29 protein-coding genes and 2 pseudogenes are annotated in these 25902 nt (G+C 69.9%); 7 read left to right on the top strand and 24 right to left on the bottom strand.

Going from position 1 to position 25902, the window contains the following annotated elements:
* The first annotated feature begins 52 nt into the window (after nt 1-52).
* The gene (locus MKK67_RS22905) at nt 53-2401 is read left to right on the top strand and encodes a TonB-dependent siderophore receptor (RefSeq protein ID WP_243969792.1); all 2349 of its coding nucleotides are present in this window, start codon (nt 53-55) and stop codon (nt 2399-2401) included.
* 10 nt (nt 2402-2411) lie between these two features.
* On the top strand, nt 2412-3986 hold the full coding sequence (locus MKK67_RS22900) for a PepSY-associated TM helix domain-containing protein (protein WP_243969790.1): 1575 nt from the start codon (nt 2412-2414) through the stop codon (nt 3984-3986).
* Nucleotides 3987-4037: 51 nt separating this feature from the next.
* On the opposite strand, the gene MKK67_RS22895 is transcribed toward MKK67_RS22900, so the two are convergent.
* Nucleotides 4038-4547, bottom strand: a complete 510-nt coding sequence (locus MKK67_RS22895) for a DUF3016 domain-containing protein (protein ID WP_243969788.1) — start codon at nt 4545-4547, stop codon at nt 4038-4040.
* A 269-nt stretch (nt 4548-4816) separates the two neighbouring features.
* Between MKK67_RS22895 and MKK67_RS32695 the strand changes: the two genes are divergently transcribed.
* Nucleotides 4817-4945: a hypothetical protein gene (locus MKK67_RS32695; protein WP_279594885.1), complete on the top strand. Its 129-nt coding sequence runs from the start codon at nt 4817-4819 to the stop codon at nt 4943-4945.
* Between the two features lie 12 nt (nt 4946-4957).
* Here the strand turns inward: MKK67_RS32695 and MKK67_RS22890 are convergent, their stop codons facing one another.
* The 7 genes from MKK67_RS22890 to MKK67_RS22860 form a co-directional block, all read right to left on the bottom strand.
* Nucleotides 4958-5236: an adenylosuccinate synthase gene (locus MKK67_RS22890; protein ID WP_243969786.1), complete on the bottom strand. Its 279-nt coding sequence runs from the start codon at nt 5234-5236 to the stop codon at nt 4958-4960.
* A 32-nt stretch (nt 5237-5268) separates the two neighbouring features.
* Complete coding sequence (locus MKK67_RS22885) at nt 5269-5514, bottom strand: DUF6894 family protein (RefSeq protein ID WP_243969784.1); 246 nt, start codon at nt 5512-5514, stop codon at nt 5269-5271.
* 351 nt (nt 5515-5865) lie between these two features.
* Entirely contained in the window at nt 5866-6318 is a 453-nt protein-coding gene (locus MKK67_RS22880; protein ID WP_243969781.1) for a MucR family transcriptional regulator, read from the bottom strand.
* Nucleotides 6319-6641: 323 nt separating this feature from the next.
* On the bottom strand, nt 6642-7295 hold the full coding sequence (locus tag MKK67_RS22875) for a hypothetical protein (protein WP_243969779.1): 654 nt from the start codon (nt 7293-7295) through the stop codon (nt 6642-6644).
* Nucleotides 7296-7337: 42 nt separating this feature from the next.
* A complete protein-coding gene (locus tag MKK67_RS22870; RefSeq protein ID WP_243969777.1) occupies nt 7338-7721 on the bottom strand; it encodes a hypothetical protein in 384 nt (127 codons plus the stop codon).
* Between the two features lie 272 nt (nt 7722-7993).
* Complete coding sequence (locus MKK67_RS22865) at nt 7994-8218, bottom strand: hypothetical protein (RefSeq protein WP_243969775.1); 225 nt, start codon at nt 8216-8218, stop codon at nt 7994-7996.
* A gap of 93 nt (nt 8219-8311) precedes the next feature.
* Nucleotides 8312-8920 carry a PAS domain-containing protein gene (locus MKK67_RS22860; RefSeq protein ID WP_243969773.1) on the bottom strand — a complete coding sequence of 203 codons (609 nt, stop codon included), beginning with the start codon at nt 8918-8920 and terminating at the stop codon, nt 8312-8314.
* Nucleotides 8921-9110: 190 nt separating this feature from the next.
* Here MKK67_RS22860 and MKK67_RS22855 point away from each other — a divergent pair, with 190 nt between their 5' ends.
* Nucleotides 9111-9368, top strand: coding sequence for a hypothetical protein (locus MKK67_RS22855; protein WP_243969771.1), 258 nt, complete (start codon nt 9111-9113; stop codon nt 9366-9368).
* An 18-nt stretch (nt 9369-9386) separates the two neighbouring features.
* On the opposite strand, the gene MKK67_RS22850 is transcribed toward MKK67_RS22855, so the two are convergent.
* The 15 genes from MKK67_RS22850 to MKK67_RS22780 all read right to left on the bottom strand — a co-directional run bounded on the left by MKK67_RS22850 (nt 9387) and on the right by MKK67_RS22780 (nt 23146).
* Nucleotides 9387-9899: a YagU family protein gene (locus MKK67_RS22850; RefSeq protein WP_243969769.1), complete on the bottom strand. Its 513-nt coding sequence runs from the start codon at nt 9897-9899 to the stop codon at nt 9387-9389.
* Nucleotides 9900-10268: 369 nt separating this feature from the next.
* The gene (locus MKK67_RS22845) at nt 10269-10970 is read right to left on the bottom strand and encodes a response regulator transcription factor (RefSeq protein WP_243969768.1); all 702 of its coding nucleotides are present in this window, start codon (nt 10968-10970) and stop codon (nt 10269-10271) included.
* Nucleotides 10971-10994: 24 nt separating this feature from the next.
* On the bottom strand, nt 10995-11516 hold the full coding sequence (locus MKK67_RS22840; RefSeq protein ID WP_243969766.1) for an MxaH protein: 522 nt from the start codon (nt 11514-11516) through the stop codon (nt 10995-10997).
* The gene (locus MKK67_RS22835) at nt 11513-12475 is read right to left on the bottom strand and encodes a YncE family protein (RefSeq protein WP_243969764.1); all 963 of its coding nucleotides are present in this window, start codon (nt 12473-12475) and stop codon (nt 11513-11515) included. The genes MKK67_RS22840 and MKK67_RS22835 overlap by 4 nt, the downstream gene beginning before the upstream one ends.
* Nucleotides 12472-13020, bottom strand: coding sequence for an SRPBCC family protein (locus MKK67_RS22830; protein ID WP_243969761.1), 549 nt, complete (start codon nt 13018-13020; stop codon nt 12472-12474). The genes MKK67_RS22835 and MKK67_RS22830 overlap by 4 nt, the downstream gene beginning before the upstream one ends.
* A 2-nt stretch (nt 13021-13022) precedes the next feature.
* Entirely contained in the window at nt 13023-14054 is a 1032-nt protein-coding gene (locus tag MKK67_RS22825) for a vWA domain-containing protein (RefSeq protein WP_243969759.1), read from the bottom strand.
* The gene (locus MKK67_RS22820) at nt 14051-14629 is read right to left on the bottom strand and encodes an MxaK protein (protein ID WP_243969856.1); all 579 of its coding nucleotides are present in this window, start codon (nt 14627-14629) and stop codon (nt 14051-14053) included. Before MKK67_RS22820 ends, MKK67_RS22825 begins: the two co-directional genes overlap by 4 nt.
* A 327-nt stretch (nt 14630-14956) precedes the next feature.
* The gene (locus MKK67_RS22815; RefSeq protein ID WP_243969757.1) at nt 14957-16006 is read right to left on the bottom strand and encodes a vWA domain-containing protein; all 1050 of its coding nucleotides are present in this window, start codon (nt 16004-16006) and stop codon (nt 14957-14959) included.
* 3 nt (nt 16007-16009) lie between these two features.
* Nucleotides 16010-16897, bottom strand: coding sequence for a nonribosomal peptide synthetase MxaA (locus MKK67_RS22810; RefSeq protein ID WP_243969755.1), 888 nt, complete (start codon nt 16895-16897; stop codon nt 16010-16012).
* Between the two features lie 148 nt (nt 16898-17045).
* On the bottom strand, nt 17046-17903 hold the full coding sequence (locus tag MKK67_RS22805; RefSeq protein WP_243969754.1) for a DUF58 domain-containing protein: 858 nt from the start codon (nt 17901-17903) through the stop codon (nt 17046-17048).
* Nucleotides 17900-18931, bottom strand: a complete 1032-nt coding sequence (locus MKK67_RS22800) for an AAA family ATPase (RefSeq protein ID WP_243969752.1) — start codon at nt 18929-18931, stop codon at nt 17900-17902. Before MKK67_RS22800 ends, MKK67_RS22805 begins: the two co-directional genes overlap by 4 nt.
* A gap of 264 nt (nt 18932-19195) precedes the next feature.
* Nucleotides 19196-19492, bottom strand: coding sequence for a methanol dehydrogenase [cytochrome c] subunit (locus tag MKK67_RS22795; RefSeq protein ID WP_243969750.1), 297 nt, complete (start codon nt 19490-19492; stop codon nt 19196-19198).
* An 86-nt stretch (nt 19493-19578) separates the two neighbouring features.
* Nucleotides 19579-20172 (bottom strand): cytochrome c(L), periplasmic, encoded by a 594-nt coding sequence (gene moxG, locus MKK67_RS22790; RefSeq protein WP_409568175.1) that lies wholly within the window; start codon nt 20170-20172, stop codon nt 19579-19581.
* 62 nt (nt 20173-20234) lie between these two features.
* Entirely contained in the window at nt 20235-21140 is a 906-nt protein-coding gene (gene moxJ, locus MKK67_RS22785; RefSeq protein WP_243969748.1) for a methanol oxidation system protein MoxJ, read from the bottom strand.
* A 122-nt stretch (nt 21141-21262) separates the two neighbouring features.
* Nucleotides 21263-23146 (bottom strand): methanol/ethanol family PQQ-dependent dehydrogenase, encoded by a 1884-nt coding sequence (locus MKK67_RS22780; protein WP_243969746.1) that lies wholly within the window; start codon nt 23144-23146, stop codon nt 21263-21265.
* A 382-nt stretch (nt 23147-23528) separates the two neighbouring features.
* On the opposite strand from MKK67_RS22780, the gene MKK67_RS22775 reads away from it, so the two are divergent.
* Nucleotides 23529-24389, top strand: a complete 861-nt coding sequence (locus MKK67_RS22775; RefSeq protein WP_243969744.1) for a trypsin-like peptidase domain-containing protein — start codon at nt 23529-23531, stop codon at nt 24387-24389.
* Nucleotides 24390-24409: 20 nt separating this feature from the next.
* On the opposite strand, the gene MKK67_RS22770 is transcribed toward MKK67_RS22775, so the two are convergent.
* Nucleotides 24410-24958, bottom strand: coding sequence for a GAF domain-containing protein (locus MKK67_RS22770; RefSeq protein WP_243969742.1), 549 nt, complete (start codon nt 24956-24958; stop codon nt 24410-24412).
* Between the two features lie 379 nt (nt 24959-25337).
* Between MKK67_RS22770 and MKK67_RS22765 the strand changes: the two are divergent.
* Nucleotides 25338-25595: pseudogene (locus MKK67_RS22765) on the top strand (porin family protein); the annotation flags it as partial.
* 1 nt (nt 25596) lies between these two features.
* Nucleotides 25597-25704, top strand: a pseudogene (locus tag MKK67_RS22760) (N-carbamoyl-D-amino-acid hydrolase); the annotation flags it as partial.
* Nucleotides 25705-25902 lie beyond the last annotated feature (198 nt).

Genomic DNA, 25902 nt, shown 5'->3' with positions numbered 1-25902 from the left:
CGGTTTTCGTAGGGAGCACGGGGGTTTTCGTGCTCGTATTAGAGGCGTCTGAATGAACCGGTCCCGGGCTCTATCGACCTGGAACGCCATCGAACGGTCGCTGGCCGGTTCCCTGTATCTGGCGTTGCTCTCGACGACTTGCGCCGTGGTCACACCGGGCGTCGCCTGGGCCCAGACCGCGCCCACCACCGATATCGAGCTGTCCGAACTGAGCGTGACCGGCGAAGGCAGCGGCCGGACCCTCAACGGCGACCTGTACGGCGCCCGCGGGGCGGTCGGCTCGGTTCCCGGCTACGTAGCCAGCCGCAGCACGGTCGGCACCAAGACCGACACCCCGATCCTGGAGACGGCGCAGTCCATCTCGGTCGTCGGCCGCCAGCAGATCGAGGACCAGAACGCGCTGACGGTCACGCAGGCTTTGCGCTACACCCCGGGTGTCTTCGCCGAGTCGCGCGGCGGTGCCGGCTCGACCCGCCTGGAGCTGTTCAACATCCGCGGCTTCGCGGCCCCGGTCTTCCTGGATCAGATGGCGCTCATCAGCGGGCGCGACGCCAACACGTCGATCGACGTCTACCGTCTGGAGCGGATCGACATCATCAAGGGGCCGGCCTCGGTGCTGTATGGGCAGTCCGGCCCGGGCGGCATCGTCAACCTGGTTTCGAAGGTGCCGCAATTCGTCAGCCACGGCGAGGTCTTCATACAGGGCGGCGGCTTCAACGAGGTCCGGAGCGGCTTCGACATCGGCGGCCCGATCGCGTCCGACATCCCCGGCTTGGCCGATCAGTTCGCCTACCGGGTGATCGGGCTCGGCTGGAACGGCGACGGGCCGGCGGCGACCACCAAGGTCGAGCGCGCCTTCATCAACCCGAGCATCACCTGGCGCCCGTCCACCGACACGTCGCTGACCCTGATCGGCAATTACCAGCGCGATCCGTTCTCGGGCTTCTACGGCGGCTTCCCGGCGGTGGGCACCGTGTTCCCGCGCAACTTCGGCAGCGGCCTGTTCGGGCGGCTGCCGGTGAATTTCTACGACGGCGATCGCAACATCGAGCGCTCCGACCGGACCCAGGCCTCGATCGAGTACCTGTTCGACCAGCGGATCGGCGAGAATCTGCGGTTTCACTCGGCCGGGCGCTACCTGCGCACCCAGGGCGACTACCGCAGCGTCTACGGTGCCTTCAACGACCGGAATGGCCCGACCGCCACGGGGCCGCTCCTGGCGCGGTCGATCATCGGCACCAACGTGGCGGCCGAAGCCTACACGATGGACAACAACGTCATCGCCGAGTTCGATACCGGGTTCATCGCACACACGGCGCTGCTGGGCGTCGATCACCGGACCTTCAGCACCCGGACCAGCGGCACCCCGTTCCCGAGCGCCCCGGACCTCAACATCCTGGCGCCGAACTATGCCATGAACATCGCCTTCCCGGCCTTCAACACCACCGCGCGGGTCGATGCCCAGCAGACCGGCGTGTACTTCCAGGACCAGGCGAAGTTCGATCGCGTCGTGCTGACGCTCGGCGGTCGCTACGACGTCGCCCGCCAGACCGGCCCGACCCGCAGTTTCTCTGGAAACACCAGCACCTTGACGCTCCAGGACGCGCCCTCCGACGCCCTGACCTATCGTGCGAGCCTGCTGTACAAGTTCGACAGCGGCGTGGCGCCGTACGTGTCCTACAGCCAGGCCTTCGAACCGATCGTGAGCGGGCGCGTGTTCGACAGCGCCTTCGGGTCGGTGGGCCGCGTGCCCGACCCGGTCCGCAGCGACCAGTACGAGGCCGGCATCAAGTATCAGCCGCCGGGCACCGACATCCTGCTGACCGCCGCAGTCTTCGACATCCGCCAGTCGAACCGGACCTCCGCGGATCCCCTGCGCCAGGGCTTCGTGGTCCAGACCGGCGAAGTCGGCGCCCAGGGCTTCGAGTTCGAGGCGCGGGCCAACTTGGCCGAGGGCCTGACGCTGATCGGCGGCGTCTCGCTCCTCGACATCCGCAACGTCCAGGATACCGGCAACACGACGAACGACCTCACCCGGCTGTCGGTGCCGCTCCAGGGGCGGCGCCCGGTGCAGGTGCCGGACACGACGATCTCGCTGCTGGCGAACTACCGCTTTACCGACGGCCCCCTGCTGGGCCTCGCACTCGGCGGCGGCGTGCGCTACCTCGGCCCGTCCTGGGGCGATCCGGCCAACACCTTCCAGGTGCCGGAGAGCGTGGTCGTCGACGCGCTCGCATCCTACGACATGCGACACCTCGCGCCGAGCCTGGCGGGCCTCACGGCGGAGCTGAACGTCAACAACCTCCTGGACGAGCGCTTCGTCTCGAGCTGCCTGTCCTACTCGGCCTGCTTCTACGGCCTGCCGCGCACGGTCTATGGAACCCTGCGCTACCGCTGGTGAGGCCTCACCGATGCGCAACAGCTTCCGGCAGTCGATGGCGTGGCTGCACGCCTGGTCCGGCCTGATCGTCGGCTGGGTGCTGTTTGCGGTCTTCGTCACCGGGACTGCGAGCTATTACCGGCCGGAGATCTCGCGCTGGATGCGGCCCGAGCTCCAGGCTGGGACCGTGCTCGGCCCCGACGCGACGGCCGCGGCCGTGGAGCGCGGCGTCGCCTACCTGCAGGCGCAGACGGGCGGGGCGCGGTCGTGGTCCATCACGCCGCCGCGCCCGGACATACCCCTGGTCGAACTGTTCTGGCGGACCGGGCCGGGCCAACCGCCCAACCGCGTGTTCCTCGATCCGGCGACCGGGGCGCCGGCCGCCCTGCGCGACACACGCGGCGGCGATTTCCTCTACCGCTTCCACTTCGAGCTGAACATGGCGCCCCTCTGGGGCCGCTGGATCGTCGGCATCTGCGCGATGATCATGCTGATGGCGCTGGTCTCGGGGATCATCACCCATCGGCGGATCTTCGCCGACTTCTTCACCTTCCGGCGGGACAGGTCCGCCCAGCGCGGCTGGCTCGACGCCCACAACGTCACGGGCGTGCTCGCCCTGCCGTTCCACCTGATGATCACCTATACGGGGCTGGTCACCCTGTCATTCCTGTACATGCCCTGGGGCATGAACGCGGCCTATCGCGGCGACACGCAGCGTTTCTTCGCCGAGGCCGGCCAGATCACTGCGCCGCGCTCGCCGGCGGGCCGGCCGGGCGCGCTGGCCCCCGTCGGCCCGATGGTGCTGCGCGCTCGGGAGACGATCCACGAGCCCCTGGAGCGGATCTCGATCGTCAATCCGAAGGATGCGAACGCCACCGTGGTGGTGGTGTTCGAGGAGCCGCACGGGCTCTCGCACGAGCATCCGCAGGTCGCCTTCGACGGCACCACCGGCGCCGTCGTGGAGGTCCGGGCGGGCGGGTTGAAGCCGGCGGCCAAGACCTTCACCACGATGGTCGGCCTGCACGAGGCGCATTTCGCCGGGCCGGCCCTGCGAATCCTGTTCTTCCTGTGCGGGCTCGCCGGCAGCGCCATGGTGGCGACGGGCCTGTTGCTGTGGTCGGTGGCGCGCCTGCCCAAGAAGGTCGGGACCGCCCCGCATCCGGGGGTGCGGCTCGTCCAGGGCCTCAACATCGCGACGATCGCCGGGCTGCCGGCGGCCATCGCGGGCTATTTCCTCGCCAACCGGATCCTGCCGGTAGGGCTGCCCGATCGGGCGCTCTGGGAGATCCGCGGCTTCTTCGCCGTCTGGGTGCTGATCGCCGCGGTCGGCCTGCTGCGTCCGCAGCGCCGGGCCTGGCCCGAGGTGCTGGGTGCGGCCGCCGCCCTGTACGCGGCGGCCGCTGTCGCCGATGGCTGGCGGATGCAGCGGGCCTTCGGCGCGGGCGATTCCGTCGATCCGCTGTTCGTCGGGGTCGATCTCGTCCTGCTCGGCCTCGCGGCCCTCCTGCTCTTCGCCGCCGGCAAGGCTGCCCGCTACGACGGCACCCGGCCTTCGCGCGCTCGCGGCGCCCCCCGGGGGGCCTTGAGCGGCACAGCCGCCGAGTGATCGCTGCGGGCGGGTTTCAGGGATTGCCCGGTGATCACCGGAGCGCTCACCTCAACCGCGTTCGGCCCCCGTGGGAAAGCGGCGCGCGAACCAGTCGCGCAGGAGCTGGCGCTCGTAATACAGGCCGCCGGTGGAGAAGCGCGGATTGGACGTCAGCAGGAAGTTGATGTCCGTCACTGTGTCCTCGCCCTGCGCGACGATGCGGCCGCCCCGGCGCAGAACGTAGGCGAGGCGGATGCGCGGCGGGGTGGCGTCGGTCACGACCCGGACGCCCGTCGGCGAGGCGAAGCCCGACCGGTCGAACCCAGCGAGGTCGATGTCGAGCACCGTGATGTCGAGGCGCTCGTCCGGCCGCAGCCGGGTAGTGCCGAGATCCACCAGGATCCGCGTCAGCTCGGCCAGGGTCACCCGGAGCGGCTGCCCCGAGGCGAAGCGGTTCTCCGCATCGGTGAAGCGCTCCGGCGCGGCGTAGCGGACCTGGACCTCCGCGATGGCCGGTCCGGCCGCCAGCAGCATCCCGGCCAGGACGAGGCCGACTGTGCCTGCACTGCGCTTGCTCATGTCGATTTCACCGTCTCGCCCGTCGTGACCCGCGGTTGCGGCCCTGTGTCGCCGGGTCGGTCCCCGGATCGCCGGGACCGGGTCGGACGAACCGCGCGCAACAGGGAAAACCCCTTGAACGGCCTTCTGTTTCCGCGATCCGGGCGACGCGCGGTCGGGCGCGTGTGAATTCAGCCAACGGTGGAAGCGTCCATAGTCTCGCCGCGTTCCGGGCGCCACCTGTCGCCATCAGCCCGCGAGGGCGGCCCTCTCATGGGAGCGCGCACCGCTTGATCAACTCTTTCCTGGCGATCCTCACCGTCATCGCAGTCCTGGCCCTCACGGCGCTGTTCAAGCTGCCGCTCCTGCCGTTCCGTCTGGCCGGCCGTCTGCTGCGGGGCCGTCCGGCGGTCGCCTGACCGCCCCCCGGATCATCCCGCCGCGTCGATGACGAATTCCATGCCGCGGCCCGGCCCCTGATCGGCGTAGTCGACCAGCGCCAGGCCGCGCTCGGCGAGGGTCTCCTCGACGATCCCGCGCTCCTTGCGCACCATCTGGCCGATCGCCAGGGGCGTCAGGCGCGGGCTCACCCGCCGCAGCTGATCGACCCCGATGCGCGCCGGCGTGCCGTCGCCCTCGGCGATCCGGGCGAGCGCGAGGCCCAGATCCTTCGCCTTGGTCTCCGCGGCGGATTTCGGCTTGAACGCCATTGTGTTGTCTCCTTATCCAAAGCCGCTGCGTCTCACGCGGCCTGCACATCCACGTTCACGTCGACGAAGGCCCGGATCCAGACCCGCCGCCCCTTCGCGTCGTAGACCTCGACCTGCCAGCCCGACCAGTCGAACCGCTCGACCCGCTCCATAAGCCCGAGGGCGACCCGCTCGGCATGGACACGCGTCTGTGCCAAGGTCGGCAGGCGCCGGCCCGTGAGGTCGATCACCAGCTCATGCCCGTCCGTGCAGTGGAAGCGGTAGAGCTTCGTCGGCATCGGCCGTTCCTCGATCAATCGACAGCCCTCCGGTTCCGTTCAAGGCCGCGGCATCGAGACAGACCGCCGCCCATCCGCACGCTGATGTTCCTGATATGTTCTATACATAGGGGCGTTGGGATGCACCCACAACCGCACGAACGCTCTGTGGAGATCCGTCTCACCCAGCGGGTGCGCTCGGCGCGATGGCGGAGCGGATCGGCCTGACGATCGCGTTTGATGCGGATCGTCCTCGTCTTCGCCGGCAAATCTTTGCCCTGACCGTCGAGACGGTCAGGTTCCAGGCGGATCGAACCCGTCGACGGACGCGATGACGGCGGCTCAGGGCCTGCCCCGTCGGGGACGACTCCCTCAGGCGACCTTGCCCTTGCGCTTGGCCATGGAGCCGGGCTGGCCCAGACCGATCGCCTTGGCGAGGGCGGAGCGCTGCTCGGCGTAGCTCGGGGCGACCATGGGATAATCGGATGGCAGGCCGTAGCGCTCGCGGTAGCTCTGCGGGCTCAGGCCGTTGGCGGCCAGATGCCGCTTGAGCGTCTTGTAGGTCTTGCCGTCGATGAAGCTGACGATCCCGTCCTGCTGGACCGACTTGCGGATCTGGGCCGGGCTCGGCTTGTCGACGGGCGCGGCCGCGCCGCCCTCGACCGGCGCCGTGCCGGAGGCCAGGCTGGCGATCGCGCCGTAGACCCGGGCGATCAGTGCCGGCAGCTCTGTAGCCGGGACAGGATTGTTCGCGACGTAGGCGGCGACAAGATCAACCGCCAACTCGGTGAAGTTGGAAGATTTCCCATAGGATGCCTCGTTCATATTGAGCCCTTCTGATCGTGCAACGCTCCCCTTGTTGTTTCGGGCCGACTTGGGATTCAACACACCAAATGCGGCTTTCAACGTTATTTTGTTCATAGGACGCGCTTCGGGGCAGGCCGCGTCACAGGAATGTCGGCGCATCGGCTCGAAAAATGGTTGCCGGCTTTCGGAAGAGGCGACGCGCCCTCAAGACCGTCGCGGCCCTCGGCATCCCCAAATGAAAAGCGGCCGGGACACAGGTCCCGGCCGCCGACGTGGAGATGGAAGCGTTTCGACAGGTTGCGGACCGATCCGGCTGACGCCGCCTCGGCCGCTTCGCGCGATTAGAGGCTCGTGGTGCCCGGGTAGGACCGCACCCGGTTCCGGCCATCGATCGGACCAGCGCCGGCGGTCCCGGCCGTCGCAGCCGGAGCCTCCCAGCCGTCGGCCCGCCAGGCGCTGGCCTTCTGGTCGAGATCGACCGAGCCGTGCTGCTCCAGAACGTCCATCACCATCGGCACCATCGTGGTGCGCGCCTCGTCGACCCGAACGGTGACCAGCGTCCCGCCCCGGCGTACGCCTTCGCCATAGGCATGGGCGTCCTTTTCGCTGACGCCGGCGCCAGTGAGCGCACCGCCCAAGCCACCCGCGGCGGCACCGATCCCAGCGCCCGTCAGGGTGGCGACGAGCCAGCCCGCGGCCACCACCGGCCCGACCCCCGGGATCGCGATCAGGCCGAGACCGGCCAACAGGCCGGCCGCGCCGCCGACCACGGTGCCGAGCGTGGCTCCGGTGCCGGTCCCGTCCTTGGCCTTCTCCTTGGTGTCCTCGCTGACATGGGTGCTGTCCGTGCCGGTGCGGCCGGCATGGCGGTCACCCTCGTTGTTGCTGACGAGGCTGATGTCGCTGTGCGGGATGCCGCCGGCCTCGAGCTTGCCGACAGCCGTGCTGGCATCCTCGTAGCGATCGTAGAGGGCCGTAATGGTTTGCTGAGCCATGTGAAGTCTCCTTCGTGCAGGTCGGGGGTCGCGGTCAGCGGATCACTGGGCCGAGACGTTGCCCTTGAAATCGAGGCCGACTTTGACCGGCTTGCCGCCATGCATGGCGGTGCCGCGCCAGATGCCGTCACCGTCCTTCATGAGATCCTTGGCGTCCGCGTAGCCGGACTTCTCGAGCCGCGCGCGTGCCTCACCCTCGGTGAAGCTGTTGGCGCCCTTCTCGAGCTGGACGTTGGCATGGGCGGCGGTGCCGGTGCCGTTGGGCGTCATCTTGTCGGTGTTCGGCCGGGTGACGCTCTCCTGCCCGCCGGATTGCTGGCTCGTCTTAGCGTCGGGAGCCGCCGGCGTGCCGGTCACGGTGGTCTGCGCGAAGGCGCTCGACCCGAACAGCGTGGCGACAACAAGGGCGGCAAGAGTGGTACGCATGGTGGGCTCCGTCGATCATTCCGGACCCCATCAATCCCTCCGCTCCGTGATACGTTCCATTCAACTGGTATTTACGGATCACGTCTCACGGTTTTAGACATAGGTTACATTTGGTTCCAAAAAATAATTTTTCTGAATATCTTCGGAATAAACTTGGCCCCCGAAAAACATCGTTGGAGCAACACCCCCAACCCGGAGGCGAATCCCGGGCCGCGTCTCGAAGCGGCCGCCCTCCGCGGGTCTCCCGCGAAGGGCGGCCGCCGAATGAGATGTCAGCCGGCGCCGTGGCCGCCCTTGCGGTTGTCAGGCCGGGGGGTGGGCGGTCGCGTGTCGTAGCCGCCGCTCTCCGGGGCCGTCTCGCCCGACGCTTCGGGGTGGCCCGGTGCGTGCGGGCCGCTGCCGCCGGCGGCGGAGTCGGGCGTCTTCACCGCGCCCGCCGGCCGTGCCGGCGGCACCGTTCCGAGGGCTTCGCGCGCCGCGTCGACATCCTGTCCCATAGGGTCCTCCCGTGTGTTTCGTGGAGAGCCAAGGCGACAGGGACGCGGCATGTTCCCGGCGCTCGGGCGCGAGCAGGCCGGGATCGGGGCGGTTCAGCCCACGCCGCCGGTTCGGGCGATCGCGCGGCCGAGGCTCATCAGCAGCACGTCCGTGGCAACCCGGACTTCGGGCGGCGTCGCGGCGTCGAGCGTCCGCTTCAGCGCGATGGCCAGGTCCGCAGCCCGCTCCAGGGGATCGACCGGCGCCGACAGGTTGCCCAAGACGTAGCGCTCGCTGCCCTGATGCATCTCGGTGATGTCGATGATGATGCCGCGGGAGCGGACCGGACGCCCGTTCGGATCCTGGAACGTACGTCCGCGGCTGAGCAACCAACGCACTGTGCCGTCCTGCGCGACGACCCGATACTCCGCGATCACCAGGCCGCTGGTCTTCGAGGCTTGCTGGATATGTTCGAGCAGCCAGGCATGGTCGGCGGGATGCACGGCGGCCATGGCGGTGGTGCCGTCGAGTTCGGTGTCCGCCAGCGCGGGATCGCCGGCCAGCAGCAGCGCCGCACCGGCATCGTACACAACCGTGTGGCGGACGATGTCCCAGTCCCAGACGCCGACCACGCATGACGCTTCCAGCGCGGCGCGGAGCCGGTCGAGCGGTTCACCGAAGCCGTCGATCGCGTTGACCGGCGTCTTCGAGCGCTGTCCCATCGTGTTGATCCCGCTTGGCCGCGTCAGGACGATTTGGTGCGGGAGCGTACCATTTCATCCGAGAACCTGTCCGAAATTTCATGATCGGAGCGGGATGCATTTGCGTCGCAGGGGGGTTGGATTGTCAGGCCCCGCCACTTCGCCCGCACAACCGATCTGAAGATCGATCTCACGCCGCGTTGAACCGATCATGTGTGACGATTCCAAACCGTCGGGCCCGGAGACCCGCACCGCATCGTTCGGAAGCCCGCTGGGCGAGATCGCACGGGCGCTGGGCGTGCCGGTTTCCAGCTTCTTCGCATCGGGCGCGGAAACGCGGGACGGGCACAGCCCTGACGCCGCCGCCCTCCTGGACCTCGTGCGATCCTATCTCCTGCGCGCCAGCCCCGAGGCCAGCATGCGCTTCGTGGCCCGCGTACGGGCGATGGCGGAGACTCCGCCCCGGTAGAGCGCGCGGCGCCGCCGGTTACACGTGTCGCGCGCTCAGGCGCGGGCCCATCATGTCGCGCCGCACGATCTCGATCGACCAGGCCCAGAGCAGGTGGCCGAACACTTCGGAGAACGCCTCGTGGCCGGAGATCTGCCACAGATGCGGAGCCCATCCGCCGAGCGGCAGCAGGAGGCCGTGGAAGAAGAGGGTGATGACCAGCCCGAAGGCCAGGCCCTGCCACAGGGTCACGAGCGGGACCGTGACGGCGGCCAGGCAATAGAACAGGCCGAAGAAGATCGAGAACCCCTGGTGCATCAGCGCGACGCCGTAATTGATGACGTGCCCGGTGAACGTATAGGTCATGTCCTCGACGTTCAGGCCGAGCCATTTGAGGATGGCGAAGGGCGGGGAGATGCGCCCGGCCTCCCGGGGCGGGAACGGGATCTCGGAGCCCCATTTGACGAAGCTCGACAGGTTTCCGCCCAGGAAGCCTGCAGCCAGGGCGGTTTTGTAATCGTAACTCGGCACGACGGTCGCGTTGACGCGCATGGAAGCCCCCGCCTCGATGGATTGGGATGTCTTGTTGTCCGATCGGCATCTTGCCGGACGGCTCACGCGGCCTCGCCTGCCGCCTATGAGACCGTGCCCGGATCAAGATGATTCGCCGTCGGCGGGCCCTGCTAACAAGAGAATCTTTCCGGCTCCAACATGTCGGGCATCAATTTTTCTGATTTTTTTAGCCTTATGCCCTCGGATAAATGATGATCTTTATTCGTAAATACTCGCGATCGCCTTCATCATCATCGATTCACTTCGCCGACTGGCACACAACATCGCGCGGCCGCGACTTCGGCCGGACTTACTCTCGCGTCGCGATGTCTGGTGTCTCGGCCGGCATGCGTGGCCCGGCCGTGCCCGTCAGGAGACGGTCCCGGCCTGGGCCGCAGCGATCTGCATGAGCTCCGCCATGCTGCCGACGCCGAGCTTGCATCGCAGCGCGGCGGTGGCGTTCACGACGCTGCGGTAGTTGAGCGTCAGGATCTCGGCGATCTCGTCGTAGGGTTTGCCCTTCCCGATCAGCACCAGGATCTGCATCTCCCGGCTGCTCAGGTTCGCCAGCGGCCGGTCGCGCGCGCCGGCATTCAGCATCGCGATCTCGATGGCGATGTCGTGGGGCAGGTAGGAGCGGCCGTTGGTCACCGCCTCCAGCGCCTCCAGGAAGGCGGCGGCGGGCGTATCCTTGAGCACGAAGCCCAGGGCCCCGCATTCCAGGACGCGGGCGACGATGACCGGATCCCGGTGCATGCTCAGGGCGAGGATGCGCGCGCCCGGCTCCAGCGCGCGGATCCGGCGGATCAGCGACAGGCCGGACAGGCCGTCGTCTCGGAAGCTCAAGTCGGTCACCACCACGGAAGGCCGGTGGCGGTGGAACGTGCGGTAGGCGCCGACGATGTCGCGGGCCTCGTGGACGCGGGCGATCCCGGCCTCCTCGGCGAGCAGCCGGAAGCCCTGGAGGACGATCGGGTGGTCGTCGACGATCAGCAGCTCGCGCGGCCGGGCGGACCGCCGGGACGCGGGCTCGGCCAAGCCTGACGCGACACAGCGCGGCGCGGCGCTCATAGGGGGGCCCTCATCGTGGGGCCCTCATGGCGACTCCCCCGTGCCGAGGCCGGGCGCGAACCTTTCGGCGAGCAGCGCCAGGGCGGCGGCGTGGTCGACGCCCCGGGCGCGGGTGTTGAAATAATGCTGGCACATCTCCCCGTAGAGACTCTTGTGGCGGCCACGCCGGGCCGCGACGGTGCTGAACCCGGTGAGCAGCAGCGCGTATCGCTCAGTCTTGCCGATCTCGGCGAGCATCTGCCCGAGCTGGGCCGTGCGGTTGGCAATCATGCGCGGATCCTCGATGAAGCCGGCCTTGGCCTCCGTGAGCGCCTCCTGTAGCGCCCGGACGGGTTCGGCGCCGGCCGGCAGCGAGTGGCCGACCTCCCGGCCGGCGAGCCAGCGCGCCGGGTCGGTCCCGTCGGTGGGCGATAGCCAGGCTGGCAGTTCGCTCTCCGAGGTCCGCGCCACCACGGCCTGGCCCTCCTCCGAGCCGGGTTCCTGAGGCCGGTCGCAAGCGGCGAGCATGAGGCCGGCGGCCATCAGGCTGGCGAGCGCCCGCCTCACCGGCCGCCCTCCCCGCGGGCCGGCGGATCCGCCACCAGGGTGCGCGGCCCCTCGGCCACCGGGATCCGGCCCGTCTCCTTCAGCGTCGCGAGGTCGATGACGGAGACGTCGTCGGAGAACCAGTTGGCTACATAGGCGCGGTCGCCGAGGATCGCCACGCCCTCGGGATAGCGGCCGACCGGGACCGTGGCGGTGACGGTGAGCGCCTCGGCATCGACGATCGAGACGGTGCCGGCATGCTGGTTGGTAACGACCACGCGGCGCCCGTCCGGGCTGATGGCGACGCCGTAGGGGCTCGCCCCGACCGGTACGGTCGCGACGGGCTTCAGCGCGCCCGCGTCGATGACGGTGAGGTCGTTGCTGCGCACGTTGGCGACGTAGACCCGGTCGCGGACCGGGTCGTAGGCCAGGGCGAAGGGACCTTCGCCGACCGGGATACCAGCGATCCGCACCATCCGGGCGGTGTCGACCACGCCGACGCTCCGGCCCTCGCGCTCGGCCACGTAGAGCCGGCCGTTGGCGCCGAGGGCCAGCCCGGCCGGGTCGCGTCCGACCGCCACCTCGGCCTCGACCGCGCCGGTCTCCGCCGAGACGCGCAGCACCCGATTGCCGGACCAGTCGCCGACATAGAGGCTGCGTCCGTCCGGGTCGGCCGCGAGCCCGAAGGGCTGGCCGGGGACGGGCCAGTGCCGGCTCGCCCCGTCGGCGGCGATCGCCGTGATCGCGCGGCCGTCCGGATGGCTGAGATAGAGCCGCCCGCCGGGACCGCCCGCGACCACCGCCGGGGACGGCGCCACCGCGACCGCGGCGCCAACCTCTGCGACTCGCGCGCCGTCCGGCCGCTCGATCCGGGTGGCGCGGGCGCCCTGCTGGCTCGCGACCCAGACGGAACCCGCCACCGCCGGCCCGGCGGCGAGCGCGAGGCCGACGATCCAGGCGAGATGCCGCGAAAACCTCATCGTTGCGGCCCGCTCTCCAGCTTCGCCTTCAGGCCCTTGAGGCCCTCGGCGAAGTAGCGGTTCATCGCTTCCTTGCCGGCTTCGTCGTTCAGGTTCTCGGGGGGCTCGTTGCCGGTATCGCCCCGGTAGAAGCGGCCCATCCACTCGACCTTCGCCCCCTCGCCGTCCGGCGTCACCGTGAGGGTCGCCGAGTAGGACGAGACCGGCAAGGCGTCGAGATCGGGGTCGGACAGGCGGTAGGAATAGGTCCGCTCCGCTCCCTTCCACTCGTCGAGGCCCTCGACCAGGGTACCGCCGCGCTTCAGCGTGACCTTGCGGACGGCGCCTGCGCCGTCGCCCCCAACGCCTTCGCCACGCTCGGCCTCGACCTTGGCCACGTCCGGATGCCAGGCGCCGATGCCGCCGAACGGCCCGACCACCTTCCAGACCGCGTCCGGCGTCGCCCGGATCGTGATGGTCTGATCGATCTTTTGGGGCGTCGGCCCGTGGGCCAGAGCGGTGCCGGCGGCGAGCAGGACGGCGAGGGTAGCGAGGACGCGACGCATGATCAGGCTTTCCGGAAACGCAAACGGTGGGTGAAGGGGAACGGGGTGATGCGGCGGCCGAGGCCGCGCAAAGGCGCCGCCAGCAGGACGCCGAGCACGAGGGCGAGCGCCAGGGCGCCGAGGACAGGGCGCAGGTCGATCCGACCCGGAAGCGGGCGCGGGGTCGCGGCCGCGATCAGGGGCCGGTCGAGCCCGCCCGGCCCGTCGAGATGGGCGTAGGCGAGGCCCGTGACCGCGGCGAGCTGCGTCAGGTGCCCCTCGCGCACCGACGAGAGATGCTCGCTGCCCTGGGCGGCGGCGGCGCCGAACGGGGCGTTGCGCGGGTTGTAGCCGGCGCGGGATTCGGCATCGGCCGGCGGCGGCCCGAACCGGTTCTCCTGCTGCACGTCGGTCTCGGCGTAGAAACCGCTCTCGCGGCCGCGATCGTCGAATTTCGGAATCGGCGACAGGCCGTAGGCGCCGGCGCCGGCGATCAGGCCGCGGACCGCCCCCGGCTTGCCCTCGAAGGGCGGGACCTGCCCGGCGGGGAGCGGCGGCGTCTCCTGGCCGTCCGTGACGAACAGCAGGTCCGTGCCGAGTCCCGCCGCCATCTCGACCGCTCGGTAGAGGCCGGCGCTGATGCGGCTGTCGCCCTCCCAGGCCATCCGCCAGTCGAGCGCCGCCAGGGCGCCGTCGAGCGGCGCGAACTCGGCGCAGACCTCCACGGGCTCGAACAGCAGGAAGGGCTTTCGCTCGGTGAACAGCGCCAGCGCGACCCGCGAGCCGCAGGGCAGGTCCGCCACCAGCCGGCGCAGGGCCGCCTTGGCGGTCTCCAGCCGGCTCGCCGGACGGCCCTCGGCCGCGTAGTCGCGCACGTTCATCGAGCCGGTGATGTCCACCACCGCCAGCACCGCGACGCCCGTGCGGGTGACCGGCAAGACCGGCACCACCAGGGCGGCGATGACCAGCACGAGGGCAAGAGCCAGAGCCTGGAAGCGGCGCCCGCGCAGGTTGCGCGCGAGCGGCAAGCTTTTCAAAACCGTTTGCCGGCTCATGGTCCGCCCCTCGGCTGCCCGGGGATGTCGGTCCAGATCTGCTTCGGCTCGGCGCGCATCTCGTCGCCGCTGGCGCGGTCGAACTCCGGAAAATCGCGGATCAGCCGCGAGGCCACGTCGAGGTTGAACTTCGCGTCCCAGAAATCCGGCCGGTCGCGCAGCGCACGGCGGTAATCCTGGCGGGCCAGGGTCACCTGCGGGCCGGCCTTGTCGAGGGCGCCGCGGGTCAGGAGCCCGAAGGCCTCGCGCATCCTTGCGTTGGCGATTCGGTAGCGCGCGCGGGACGCGGCGTCGGCGGCACCGGCCCGGTCAAGGGCGGCGACCAGGGGCTCGGTCTCCTCCAGCCGCCCGTGCCCGGCGAGGTAGCCGATCCGCGCCACCAGGACAGGCGCTGGCGCCCCGGTCCCGACATCGAGATCCGTGCCGGCTTCGAGCGCCGCGATGCTCCGGTTGGCCGAATCCGCCCGCCAGGCGGACACGCCGAAGCCCAAGGCCGCGAGGCCGAGCAGCACCGGCAGGGCGAGAAGGAGCCGCGGCCGAAGCCGGCCCCAGAGGCGGCGACCGGACTCACGCATGGCTGGACGCGGCACGGATGCGCTCTCGCGTGCGGGCAACCGGACTCACGGATCGGACTTCGGATCCTCCCAGGCCGGAAAGCTGACCCAATCCGGAGATGGCACGCGCCCTCCCTCCCCCCTCTGCGGGGGAGGGTACCCTGCGCAGCAGGGGGGGAGAGGGGCGGCGCGACGTTTCAGGATCTGAAGCCCGGCGCGACCCATCCGGCACCGTCGCTCCCCTCTCCCGACCCCCTTCGGGGGCCCCCCTCCCCCGCAGAGGGGGGAGGGAGACGCGCGCGTGTGCGGCGGCGCGGCGCCGGCCCAGGAGGATACCGGACCGCATCATCATGCCGCCCTCCTGAGATCCGGATCTGTCCGCTGCTCCCGCGACGCGCGCGGTTGGGCGCCCATCGCAAAAAAATCCGCCTCGGCGAGGGCCGCCAGGACCAGCAAGAAAAGCCCGAGCCCGGCGAGCGCGTAGGCGAAGCCGGTCAGGTCGCGGCGGGGGCGCGGCTCGGTATAGGGGATCGGGTTGCGCTCCAGGGCGGCGATCTGCGCGATGGCGTCGGCGACCGCGGGGGCGCCCTCGGCCTCGAAGGCCCGGTAGGGCACGCCGAGACTCTTGAAGAACAGGTCGAGATGCCGCTCGGGTGCGGCCTGGGGCGTGTCCTCCCCGGCCGGCCGGTCGTGGATCGAGGGCGAGCCCTTGGTGCGCAGGAACAGCCAGTACAGGTTCGGGTGCAGCTTGGCGAAGGCGGCGCGCAGGGCATCCTGCACCCGCGGGTCGATCACCGCGGCGCCATCGGAAATGAACAGCAGCACGCGGGAGCCGCTGCTCTCCGGGGCGAATTGCGACAGCGCCATCGCGAGGCCGCGGGCGACGTTGGTGTAGTCGAGGCCGGGCCGGTCGATCGCCGCGATGGCGGCGCGCACGGCCGCGTGCCGGTCGGTCATGGGCATGACCAGCATCGGCGCGGTCGAGAAGGCGGTGACCGCGAACAGGTCGTGCGCCCGGGCGCCGACGAAATCGGCCAGCAGGCGCCGGGACGCGGCCGCCTTCGATTCCTCCGCGCCCGAGGGCTGCCGGCCCGCAAACGTCTCGTTCATGCTGCCGGACCGGTCGATCAGCATCGAGATCTGCGCGCCGATGCCGATCCGGGTCACCGGCGCGCCGGCGCCGTAGGGACCGGCGAGCGCCATCACCAAGCCACTGATGGCGAGCACGCCCGCGCCCCGCAGCAGCCGGGCGATCCAACGCGAGGCCGCATCGGCCGGCGCCGCGGCGAGCGCCGCGACTGCGACCCGCCGGCGCCCGGAGGCGACGAGCGGCAGCAGCGCGAGCGGCAGCAACCACAGCCAGGTGGGCGACGCGACCCCGAGCGACCCGACCGTCATCGCTCAGGCCTCCCGCTCGGCGACGGCGAGCCGGCGCAGGCCGGCCTCGACCTCGGGCCAGGGCAGGCTGGCCCGGGCGGCCTCGACCTCGCGGCCGAAGAAGGCCCGGCGCGACGCGTCGAAGAACCGAGCCAGGGCCGGGCCCTCCCGGCGGAAGGCCGGATGCCGGTCGAGGAAGGCTGGGAGGTCGTCGGCCAGCACCCGGCGGCCGTCGGTCTCGTCAAGGCCGCGATGGATCAGGCGCAGGGCCTCGCGATAGCCGTCCGCGCCCTCGCGGCCCAACCGGCGCAATGCGCGGGCGGCCTTGGCGAAGGGGCGCCCGGGCCGCGCGAACCAGCCGCGATCGGTGCCGAGGGCGGCGAGCCCCAGCACGGCCGCCCCGAGGGCGACGAGGGCGGCCCGCAAGTCCGGCAGCGGGTCGAGCCGGGGGACGCGCCCGTCCGGCCGCAGGTACTCGGCCGGATCGTCGTGCTTCTCGGGCTGGACCTCCCGCAGGGGCGAGACGCCCAGCGACCAGCCGGGAATTTCGGCCCTGGCCGAGGTCGTGCCCCCCGCCGCCGCGCTCTCCAGCGACACGGCAAAGCCCGGGATCGCAACCTGGCGGGCATCGAGCGCCGCGTAGAAGCTCTGGTAGGTGAGGTGCAGCCGGACCCGGCCGGGGCTCTCCTCGACCGTGATGTCGCGCAGGTCCAGCCAGTAGGTCAGCGGCCCCGGCGCCGGCAGGGAGGCACGCTGCAGCGTGAAGCCGGGATCGACCGCGATGTCGGCCTGGGCCCGCACCAGGTCGCCCAGAAAATACCCGAAGGCGCGGGGCACCCGCACCTCGACGGAGCGCACCTGCGCCACGGCGGCGCCGGCCTGAAGCAGCAGCGCGCAGCAAACCGCAATCATGGGATTCCGAAGGGCGAAGCCCTTCGGCGGGGTATCGGGGCGGAGCCCTGATGCCTTGGGCTTCCTCCGATCGCAGGGCTCTGCCCTGCACCCGCAAAAGGTCGAAGACCTTTTGAAACCAGGACTTTTGGCGCGAACCCCCGCCATCTCAGGTGGCCAGCAGGTGGCGGGTGAGCGCCTGGGCGTCGAAGCGGTCTTCCAGGTGGAACGGCGCCCGGGCCGAGGACGCGGCGGCGAGGCTGCGCAAGGCCTCGCGCCGGGCCTGCTCGCGGGCGATCCAGCGCCGCTTCAGGGCCGGGCGCAGGAACACAAGGCGGCGCCCGGCGCCTTCGAGGTCGTCGAGCTCGACCAAGCCCCAATCCGGCAGGCCGGCATCCTCGGCGCTGTCGGCGAGCAGCACCGGAACCGTGTCATGGAGCGCCAGCGCCGCGAAGACCTGCGCGATCAGGGCCTGCGGCCAGCGGAAATCCGAGACCAGGAAGACCAGCCGCGGCCGGCCGAACAGCAGGCGCGCGGCCTCCAGCAGCCCCTCGGCACCACGCGCCTCGCAGCGCGCCGCCGCGATCCGCTCGGCCATGGCGACGGCCGGCCCACGCCGGCGGGTGGCCGGCAGGTACAGGTCCGCCCGCAAGGCGCGGTCGCAGCCGATCACCCCGAACCCGTCGCCGATCCGGGTCGCCGAGGCGGCGAGCCCGGCGCAGAGGGCGCCGGCGAGCCGCAGGCGGTCGCCGGCGCCCCGGAAGCGCATCGAGGCCGAGAGGTCGATCAGCACCCAGACCTCGACGGCGTTGCGCATCTCGAAGCGGCGGACATGCACGCCGTCGAACGGGTCGCGCAGGCTCGCCCGCAGGTCGATCCGGCGAGCATCCGGCAAGGTCAGGAACGGGACCTGATCGCGAAAAGTGCCCAGGCCGCCGGCCTCCTGGCCGCGATGCGCCCCGAACCGACGCCCTCGCGGGCGCCAGCGCGGCAGGTAGACGATCTCGGCCGAGGGCGTCCCGGTCATGGGGCCGGCACCGTCTCGAACACCGCCCGGCACAGGTCCGGGACGATCGCGCTGCGGCGCATCTCGTGGACCGGCTCCAGGAAGATGCGGTGCGCCATCACCTCAGGGAAGACCGCGCGGACATCCTCGGGGACGAGCCAGTCCCGCCCCTCCAGCCAGGCCCGGACCCGGGCCGCCCGGACCAGGAAGGCGAGGCCGCGCGGCGAGGCGCCGCCCTGCACCAGCGTCGCCATGTCGATCCCCGAGAGGCGGATCCCGGCCTCCGCGGGGCGCACCAGCGCGTCCCAGAGCCCGACCACGTAGGTCTCGATCTCCGGCGAGGCCTGGATCGCGACCTGGATCGAGGCCGCGATGGCGCCGAGGCGGGCCTGGTCGAGCACGCCCTCGGCCACCTCCGCGATCAGCCGGTCGGTGTCGTGGAAGCGCGGATCGAACACCAGCGCGCGCCTTGCCTCCGGGTCGCGCGGGGCGTCCATCCCGATCTCCATCAGGAAGCGGTCCCGGGCGGCGGCCGGCAGCTCGAAGGTCTCCTCGCGCTCGACCCGGTTGCGGTCGGCGAAGACCTGGAGGTTGGGAAACCGGTACTCCCGGGCGAAGGCCGTGACGCTGCGCTCGGCCATGATCCGCAGGAGCAGGGCATGGACCTGCGGGCGCGCCCGGTTGATCTCGTTGAAGAAGAACACCGCCAGATCCTCGGCCTGGCGCAGGACCGGCCCCGGCTCGACCCGGGGGCGGCCGTCCTCGGCGAGGTAGGTGTGGTAGATCAGGTCGGTCGGCATCATGTCGACCGTACCCTCGACGCGCTCGTAGGCGCCCCCCAGGGCCCGAGCGACCGCGCGCAGCAGCGTGGTCTTGCCGACGCCGACATCGCCTTCGAGCATGACGTGGCCGCGGGCGAAGATCGCCGTGGTGACGAGGCGGATGACCCGCGCCTGGCCGACCACCGCCTTGGCGACCTCCGCCTCGAAGCGGGCGGCCGAGGCCCGCCAATCGGTGAGCTTGGCGTCGCCGGGGTGGAGCGTGTTCATCGCGCTGGTTCCGGGACAAGGCGGCCGGCCTCAGGGAGAGACCGGACCGAGGCGCGCGACCGGCTCGGCGACGCGCGGCGACATCGAAGACCGGAAGCCTGTCGACTTCCTATCCTCGACCTCATCCTGAGGTGCTTCCGCGAAGCGGAAGCCTCGAAGGAGCCCTCCAGAAGCCGTTGCGATCTCTGGAGCCCTCCTTCGAGGCCCAGCGATCTTCGATCGCCGGGCACCTCAGGATGAGGGATGGATTTGGATCTTCGCGACTCAGTTCGCCGAGATCTTGCTGACGTCGTATTCGAACTTGCCGGTCTTCTTCGCGTTCTCGATGCGCTTGCGGTTGCGCTCTTCCATCAGCCTGATGGATTCCGCCTGCTTGCCGACCTCCTTGGGGTCGTGCTTCGGGTCGTACTTCGACCCCGCGACCTTGTCGGGGAAGCCGGGCTTGGGCTCCCAGCAATTGCCCGGCGCCTTGCAGGTCTGCCCGTCATAGGCCAGGGCCGGCAGGGCGCAGAGCGCCCCCGCGGCCATCATCGCGGCGGTGATCAGGATTCTGTTGCGCATCGTCGACTCCTTGCGTTCGCTCCCAGGGCGGCCCGACGGGCCGGTCTTTGGCGCCGGCTCGGCCGGGCGCTGCTCCGCGCGGACGCTCACTCCAGCGGCTTGCACTGGCCGGGCACGTCCTTGGCGAAGGTCTCGCCTTCCTTGAAAGGCGTGTAGTGTTTCTTCTGCTCGTCGGTCAGCCAGGCGGCATCCTGGACCGGGCCGGTATAGAGATGCCGGATCCAGGCGATGACTTGCAGCGCCTCATCCGGGTTCAGATCTTCGTTGTGCGGGCCCATCATGCCGTTGGCCCCGCCCCAGATCGTCGCGAACAGGCCGGTATCTTCGGTGTTGGCCGGATAGGTCCAGTAATTGTCGTTGAGGCCGGGCCCGACCTTGCCCTCGGCGAGATGCCCGTGACAGCCGGAGCAGGAGGTCAGGTACAGGCTCTCGCCGTTGCGCAGGCACGCCTTGTCGTCGATGTAGAGGTTCTTGCCGGTCTGGAAGAACGTCTGGACCGCCTGGGTATCGCGCCCGCCGGGCTTGCCCTCGGCGAGGTCCAGCGGCTCACCGGTGATGGTGTTGCGGAAGATCAGGCCGGTCTGCGGCCCGGATTGCGGCTGGGCCATCACGGCGGCCGCACAGAGCGCCGAGGCGGCGCCGGCCAGAAGCATCAACCGGATACGCGTGGTCTTCGTCATCTTACATTCGCTTCACGGGGACTGGATCGCGCGGCGCTCGCTCGCCGGCCGCGCGGTGCGGGTCAGTTCGTCGCCACCGGGACGCCGTCCTGCTTCAGGATCGCGTCGATCTGCGGCTTGGCCTTGGCGATGGCGGCGTCGAGGGCGTCGCGGAGCGCCGTGTCGTCCTGGCGCACGCCCATGGACTGGTCGAAGCTCTGCGGCATCGTGCGGCCGTCGCTGCTCACCGTGTCGTTCGGCACGAGGGTCATGCGCAGGGGCACGGGCGAGTCCTTGACGTAGCGGGCCACGTCGGGCCCGAAGGCGACGCCCACATCCGCCTTGTCGTTGGCGACCTCGCTGACGATCCGGGCCGGATCGATCTGCGTGTATTGGTTGCGCGGCGCCCGGAAGCCGACCAGCGAGTAGAGGTAGGCCATGTCCTCCTCGTAGCGGCCGATATCCTTGAGCATCGCCTCGCCCGGGGAGCCCAGGGGCACGACCATGTGGTCGACGGTCTTGAGGCGCGGGTCCGACCACGACGTCACGTCGAGGTCCTTGTCGGCGCGGGTGATGAAGACGTAGCCGCTGCGGTAATAGGGCTTCGTGGTCAGCACCCGGGGGTCGTCGCTGTCGAGACCGACGACCACGTCGCAGGTCCGCTTCTCCAGCCCGTCGCGCACGAGGTAGATCGCCGGCTTGGCGAGCCAGACGAAAACGGGTTTCTTCCCCATCGCCTCCGCGACCGCGGCGGCGACCCGGTTCTCCAGCCCGGAGCCGTCGCGCATGGACAGCGGCGGCTGCTTCTCGGAGGCGCAGATCCGTAAGGTGGACGGGTCGGGTTTGGGCGCGGCCGCAGCCTTGCCGGGCTCGGACTGGATGGCCTGCGCCTCCGATTCCTGGGCCCAGGCCTTTGGGGCTGGGATCGCGAGGGCGAGCAGGGCCGCGGCACAGGTCGCCGCGCGAAGGAGTCCGCCGAGGAGCGGCATGGTTTCGTTCCCTCAATGGTTCTTGTCGGGGGGCGACCCGTGCGCAGGGTCCGCCGAGCCGGGACTCCGCCGCCCGGACGGGGCGGCGGAGCGGGCGCTAGGAAGCGCGGATCAGGTGCGGATTACTTGGCGGCTGCTTGCGCGTACTCGCCGACATTCGGGTCGTCGTACGGGCCCTTGCCGTCCAGCGAGAACACGACCACGCCGCCGCCCATCTGGGTGTAGTTGGCGAGCTTCTTGAAGGCGCCCACCGCGCCGAGGCCGGCGGTCGGATCCTGCAGGTCGAACACCAGGCCCACGCCCGGCCAGCCGCCGACGCCGTAGTAGATGGCGACGTACTGGGTGCCCTTGTGGGTGTAGGTGATCGGGTAGCCGATCGCCCCGGACGGCAGCTTGAACTTCCAGAGCAGGTCGCCGTTGTCCGAGTCGCGCGCCTTGATGAAGCCGTCCAGCGTTCCGTACAGGACGATGTTGCCGGCGGTGGCGGTGGTGCCGCCCCAGACGGCGAAGCGCTCCATCTTCTCCCAGTTGAACTTGCCGGTGATGGCGTTGTAGCTCTTGATCTGGCCGAGGCCCTCGTAGTTCTGCCGGTCGCCCTTCGGGCCCGGATACATGTTCAGCGTCGCGCCGACGAAGAACTGACCCGCCCGGTAGGGCAGCATGAACGGCTCCCAATCCATGCAGATGTGGTTGATGCCCATGTAGAAGGCTTGGCGCTTCGGATCGTAGGAATCGTGCCCCTGGTTGTGGTAGCCCATCGCCGAGGGACAGATGTCCTTGGCGAGGTGATCCATCCGTGTGCCGTATTCCGGGTCGCGCACCGGCGTACCGGACTTCAGATCCACCGACTTGAACACGTTGACCGTGTCGTCGATCTTGTTGGCCGAGACCAGCGAGCCGTCCGTGCGGTCGAGGGTGTAGACGATGCCGTTGCGGTCCGGGTGGGTGAGGAGCTTCCGCAGCTTCCCGTCCTTGTCCTTCTGCTCGGACAGCATCATCACGTTGACACCGGCATAGTCCCACTCGTCGTGGGGCGTCTTCTGGTAGCCGAACTTGGCCTCACCGGTATCGGCGTCGCGGCCGAAGATCGTCATCGTCCACTTGTTGTCGCCCGGACGCATGGTCTCGTTCCACGGCGCCGGGTTGCCGGTGCCGAAATAGATTAGGTTCGTGCCTGGGTCGTAGGCGTACCAGCCCCAGTTGGTGCCGCCGCCGATCTTCCAGGCGTCGCCCTCCCAGGTCGAGGTGCCCAGGCCCTTCTGGCCGTAATGGGCGTTCTTGATGTTGAAGTCCTTGCCGAGCAGCAGATCCTCGTCCGGGCCGGTGGCGTAGGCGCGCCAGATCTGGGCGCCGGTCTTCACGTCGTAGGCGGTGAGGTAGCCGCGCACGCCGAGCTCGGCGCCCGAGGAGCCGATGATCACCTTGTCCTTCACCACGTAGGGGGCGATGGTCAGCGTCGAGCCGACCTTGATGTCGGAATTCTCGACCTTCCAGACCGTCTCGCCCGTCTGCGCGTTCAGCGCCGCGACGTTGCCGTCGAGCAGGGTTTTGAGGATCAGCGGCGGGGTCTTGCCGTCGCCCGGCCAGTAGGCCAGCCCGCGGTTGACGAGATCGCAGCAGGCGACCGAACGGGCGGCCGGGTTCTGCTTGGGCTTGTCCTGCCACAGGATCTTGCCCGGATCGTCGAGATCGAGCGCGAAGGTGTTGTTCGGGAACGAGGTGTGGACGTACATCTTGCCGTCGACGACCAGCGGCGCGCCCTCGTGGCCGTTGAGCAGGCCGGTCGAGAAGGTCCAGGCCGGCTTCAGCTGCTTGACGTTGCTTTTGTTGATCTGCGTCAGGTCGCTGTAATTGTCCGAGTCGTAGTTCTTACCGGGCATCACCCAGTTGTCGCCGCTCTTCGACTGCTCGATGAGCTTGTCGTTGGCAGAAGCCGCGCCCGCAAGGCCGACCGGCGCAAGGGCCAGGATCGCCAGGACCGAGACTGAACCCGCTAGCCTTCTCATGATGCATCTCCTCGCCAGGCCGCCTTGCCCTTCGGCTGCGCGGCTATTGATTGTTGCAGTGCAAGATCGATCGCAGCCGATCGCTTCGATAGTCAGCTGTATTTGCGACTTAGAGACATTCGACCTTTATGATCTGCTTATTAAGCTCTTGGCACCTTTCAGTTTTATGCGCCAATGCCCGACGATGTCTTCAGGCAAGCTGACATTTGTTATCGGGATGATTTGGCAATGCCGTCCGGGCGATCCGTAATACGCTCGGTCGCCTTGACCGCCCCCCGGGGCCTGCCCACAACTGTGTTCCCGGCCGGGTCCGTTCTCGGCCTCCAGTCTTCGGGGCTGATGGATGGGCTCGATACGGTCCAGAGCGCGCTTCGCCGCCGAAATGCCTGCCGCCCCCACCGGAGCCGGCCGCCCGGCGCCGGGCCGGGGCCGGATCCGGCTGCTCGCGGCATTGCTGGTGCTCGCCGGCGCGGCCCAGGCGGGGGATCGGTCAGGGGTCCGAGCCGACACGACGGGCCGGCTCGCGGCGCTCTACCCGCATGACGGGCGCCGCGACCTGACCGGGGCCGATTTCGACCGCTTCCGCGGCGCCGGCATCCTGTGGTGCCGCAATCCGGACGGGGTCCCGCAGAAGGCGGCCGCGGCGTGGCTGATCGCCGATCCCTCGACCGTGGTGCTGAACGCGCACAATTTCCGCGATCGCCGCCTCGCGGTCACGCGCCCGGTGACCGATTGCTACTTCCAGATCGGCGGCCGCAACTACGATTTCGACCCCGGCAGCCTGGTGCTCGGAACCGCGCCGGGCGCCGACAGCCTGCACATCACCGACGACTGGGCGATCCTGCGCCTCGACCGGCCGGCCGACGCCGCCCCGCAGCCCCTGCCGGAGCCGCCGGACCTGCCGGTCGGGGACATCGCCCTGCCGGTGACCATGGTGTCGCCGGCCGGCCACGGCAATTATCGCGGCCCCAGCAGTCTCGAGCGCTGCGCCATCCGCCGGATCGACCCGCCCAGCGAGGATGCGATCCGCCGCGTGCGCCACGATTGCAACGACGGCTACGGCGGCTCGGGCTCAGGCCTGTTCGACGAGGCCGGCCGGCTCATCGCCCTGCAGAGCGCGTCCCTGGCGATGAATTCGCGCAGCCCCTTCGACAGCGAGTTCCATTACGGATCCGCCCTGCTCCTCGAAGGCGGCCTCCTCTCGGCCCTCCGTGGCCGGGCCGAAGCGGGCGGACGCGAATGAAGGCGCCGCCGGGCCGAACCCTATCCCGGCTGCCCGGTGGCGCGATCGGACGACGGGACCGCGCCGGAGCGTTCCGCCGGCACGGACCCGCACAGATCCGCCAGCGCGGTCGCGGCCTGATGGGCCAGGGTCTCCAGCCGGCAAACCGTCGCGTCGTCCGGGATCACCGACGCGCACCAATAGGCGCCGAGCGCGGCGATCGGCTCGGGCGACCCGATCGGCACCATCACGAGGCTGCGTATCGATTTGGTGCGGTAGGCCTCGATCGGCACCCGATGGTCGAACGCGATATCCGGGACCACGGCGGTCTCGTCGTTGAGCATCACCCAGCCGGAGATGCAGGCGGTGAGCGGGAACCGCCGGCCCCGCCACAGCGGCTCGATCGCGTCCTCGGCGGCATAGAAACAGGACTCGCCCTCCCGCAGGACCACGGCGATCCCGTCCGAGCCGACGATGTCCCGCGCCGTCTCGCGCAGGATGGATACGATGTCCGCGAGGGAACGGGCGACGGCCAGCCGGTCGGTCGCCCGCACCAGCCCCTCGTCGGGCGGGAAATGGGCCTCTGACATGGGTTGAGGGTAAGGGAGACGGCCTGAGTCGTCCACGCCGCATTCTACGAGGGCCCGTCCGACGCGCTGCCTTTACGGCGCAATCTACAAGCGAGAGCGAAACCGGCGGCAGCGCTCTCGTGCAGGGCCGCGAATGTTACACGCAGGTTAACGCTCCGAAGGCGCCGGTATTGCCGAACCATATTTTTATCGGCCGGCAGTTTTGGTCGAATAATGCATGGCGCTCAGTCATCGCAGGCTCGCGATGTGTTCCAGCGCACCTTTTCGGCCACCGCTCGGGAGCCTTCGCGGGCGCTGTTGCAGCGTTGCACTATCGCGTCGGGCCGTCCTGACCTCCTGTCCCCGGGCACATCCCGATCAACGGGAGATTGAGGACCAGATGATCAAGAAGCTTCTTCTCGCGAGCGCCGCCACGGCCCTCCTGACCGGCGCCGCCTCGGCCGCCGACCTGCCGCGCCGCGCCGCCCCGCCGCCGGTGTTCACCCCCGTGCCCGTGTTCACCTGGACCGGCGCCTACTTCGGTATCAATGCCGGCTACGCCTTCGACGCCAGCAGCCGCTCCGACAATTCGACCTTCGTCGTGCCGGGCGGTGTCGGCCTGACCAACGGCCCGGCCGCCGTCGCCACCTTCCGCAACCCGCAAGATCCATCTACCCGGGCACAGCGAGTACGACCCAGAGCGCACCCACCAGCACCTGGAGAAGCGCTACTTCGAGCCGGGCGATCTCGGATTTCGCGTTTGGCGCAACGCCGTGACGGTTCGGCGCCAAGGCGGAGCCCGGGTGATGACGCTCCCGCCCGCTGTCCTGGCCGCTATCGGAGCCGATACGGGCACCGACCTCACGCTCGCCGTCCAGGACGGTACCCTGGTCGCGACACCGGTCGAGAAACGCAAACGCCGTCAACCCCCGGCTTACCTTCTGGAAGGCGCCAAGCCTCTGCCC

The sequence above is a fragment of the Methylobacterium sp. J-072 genome, assembly GCF_022829425.1.
In the GTDB taxonomy this organism is placed as follows: Bacteria; Pseudomonadota; Alphaproteobacteria; order Rhizobiales; family Beijerinckiaceae; genus Methylobacterium.
This window is presented reverse-complemented; position numbering and strand designations above follow the sequence as displayed.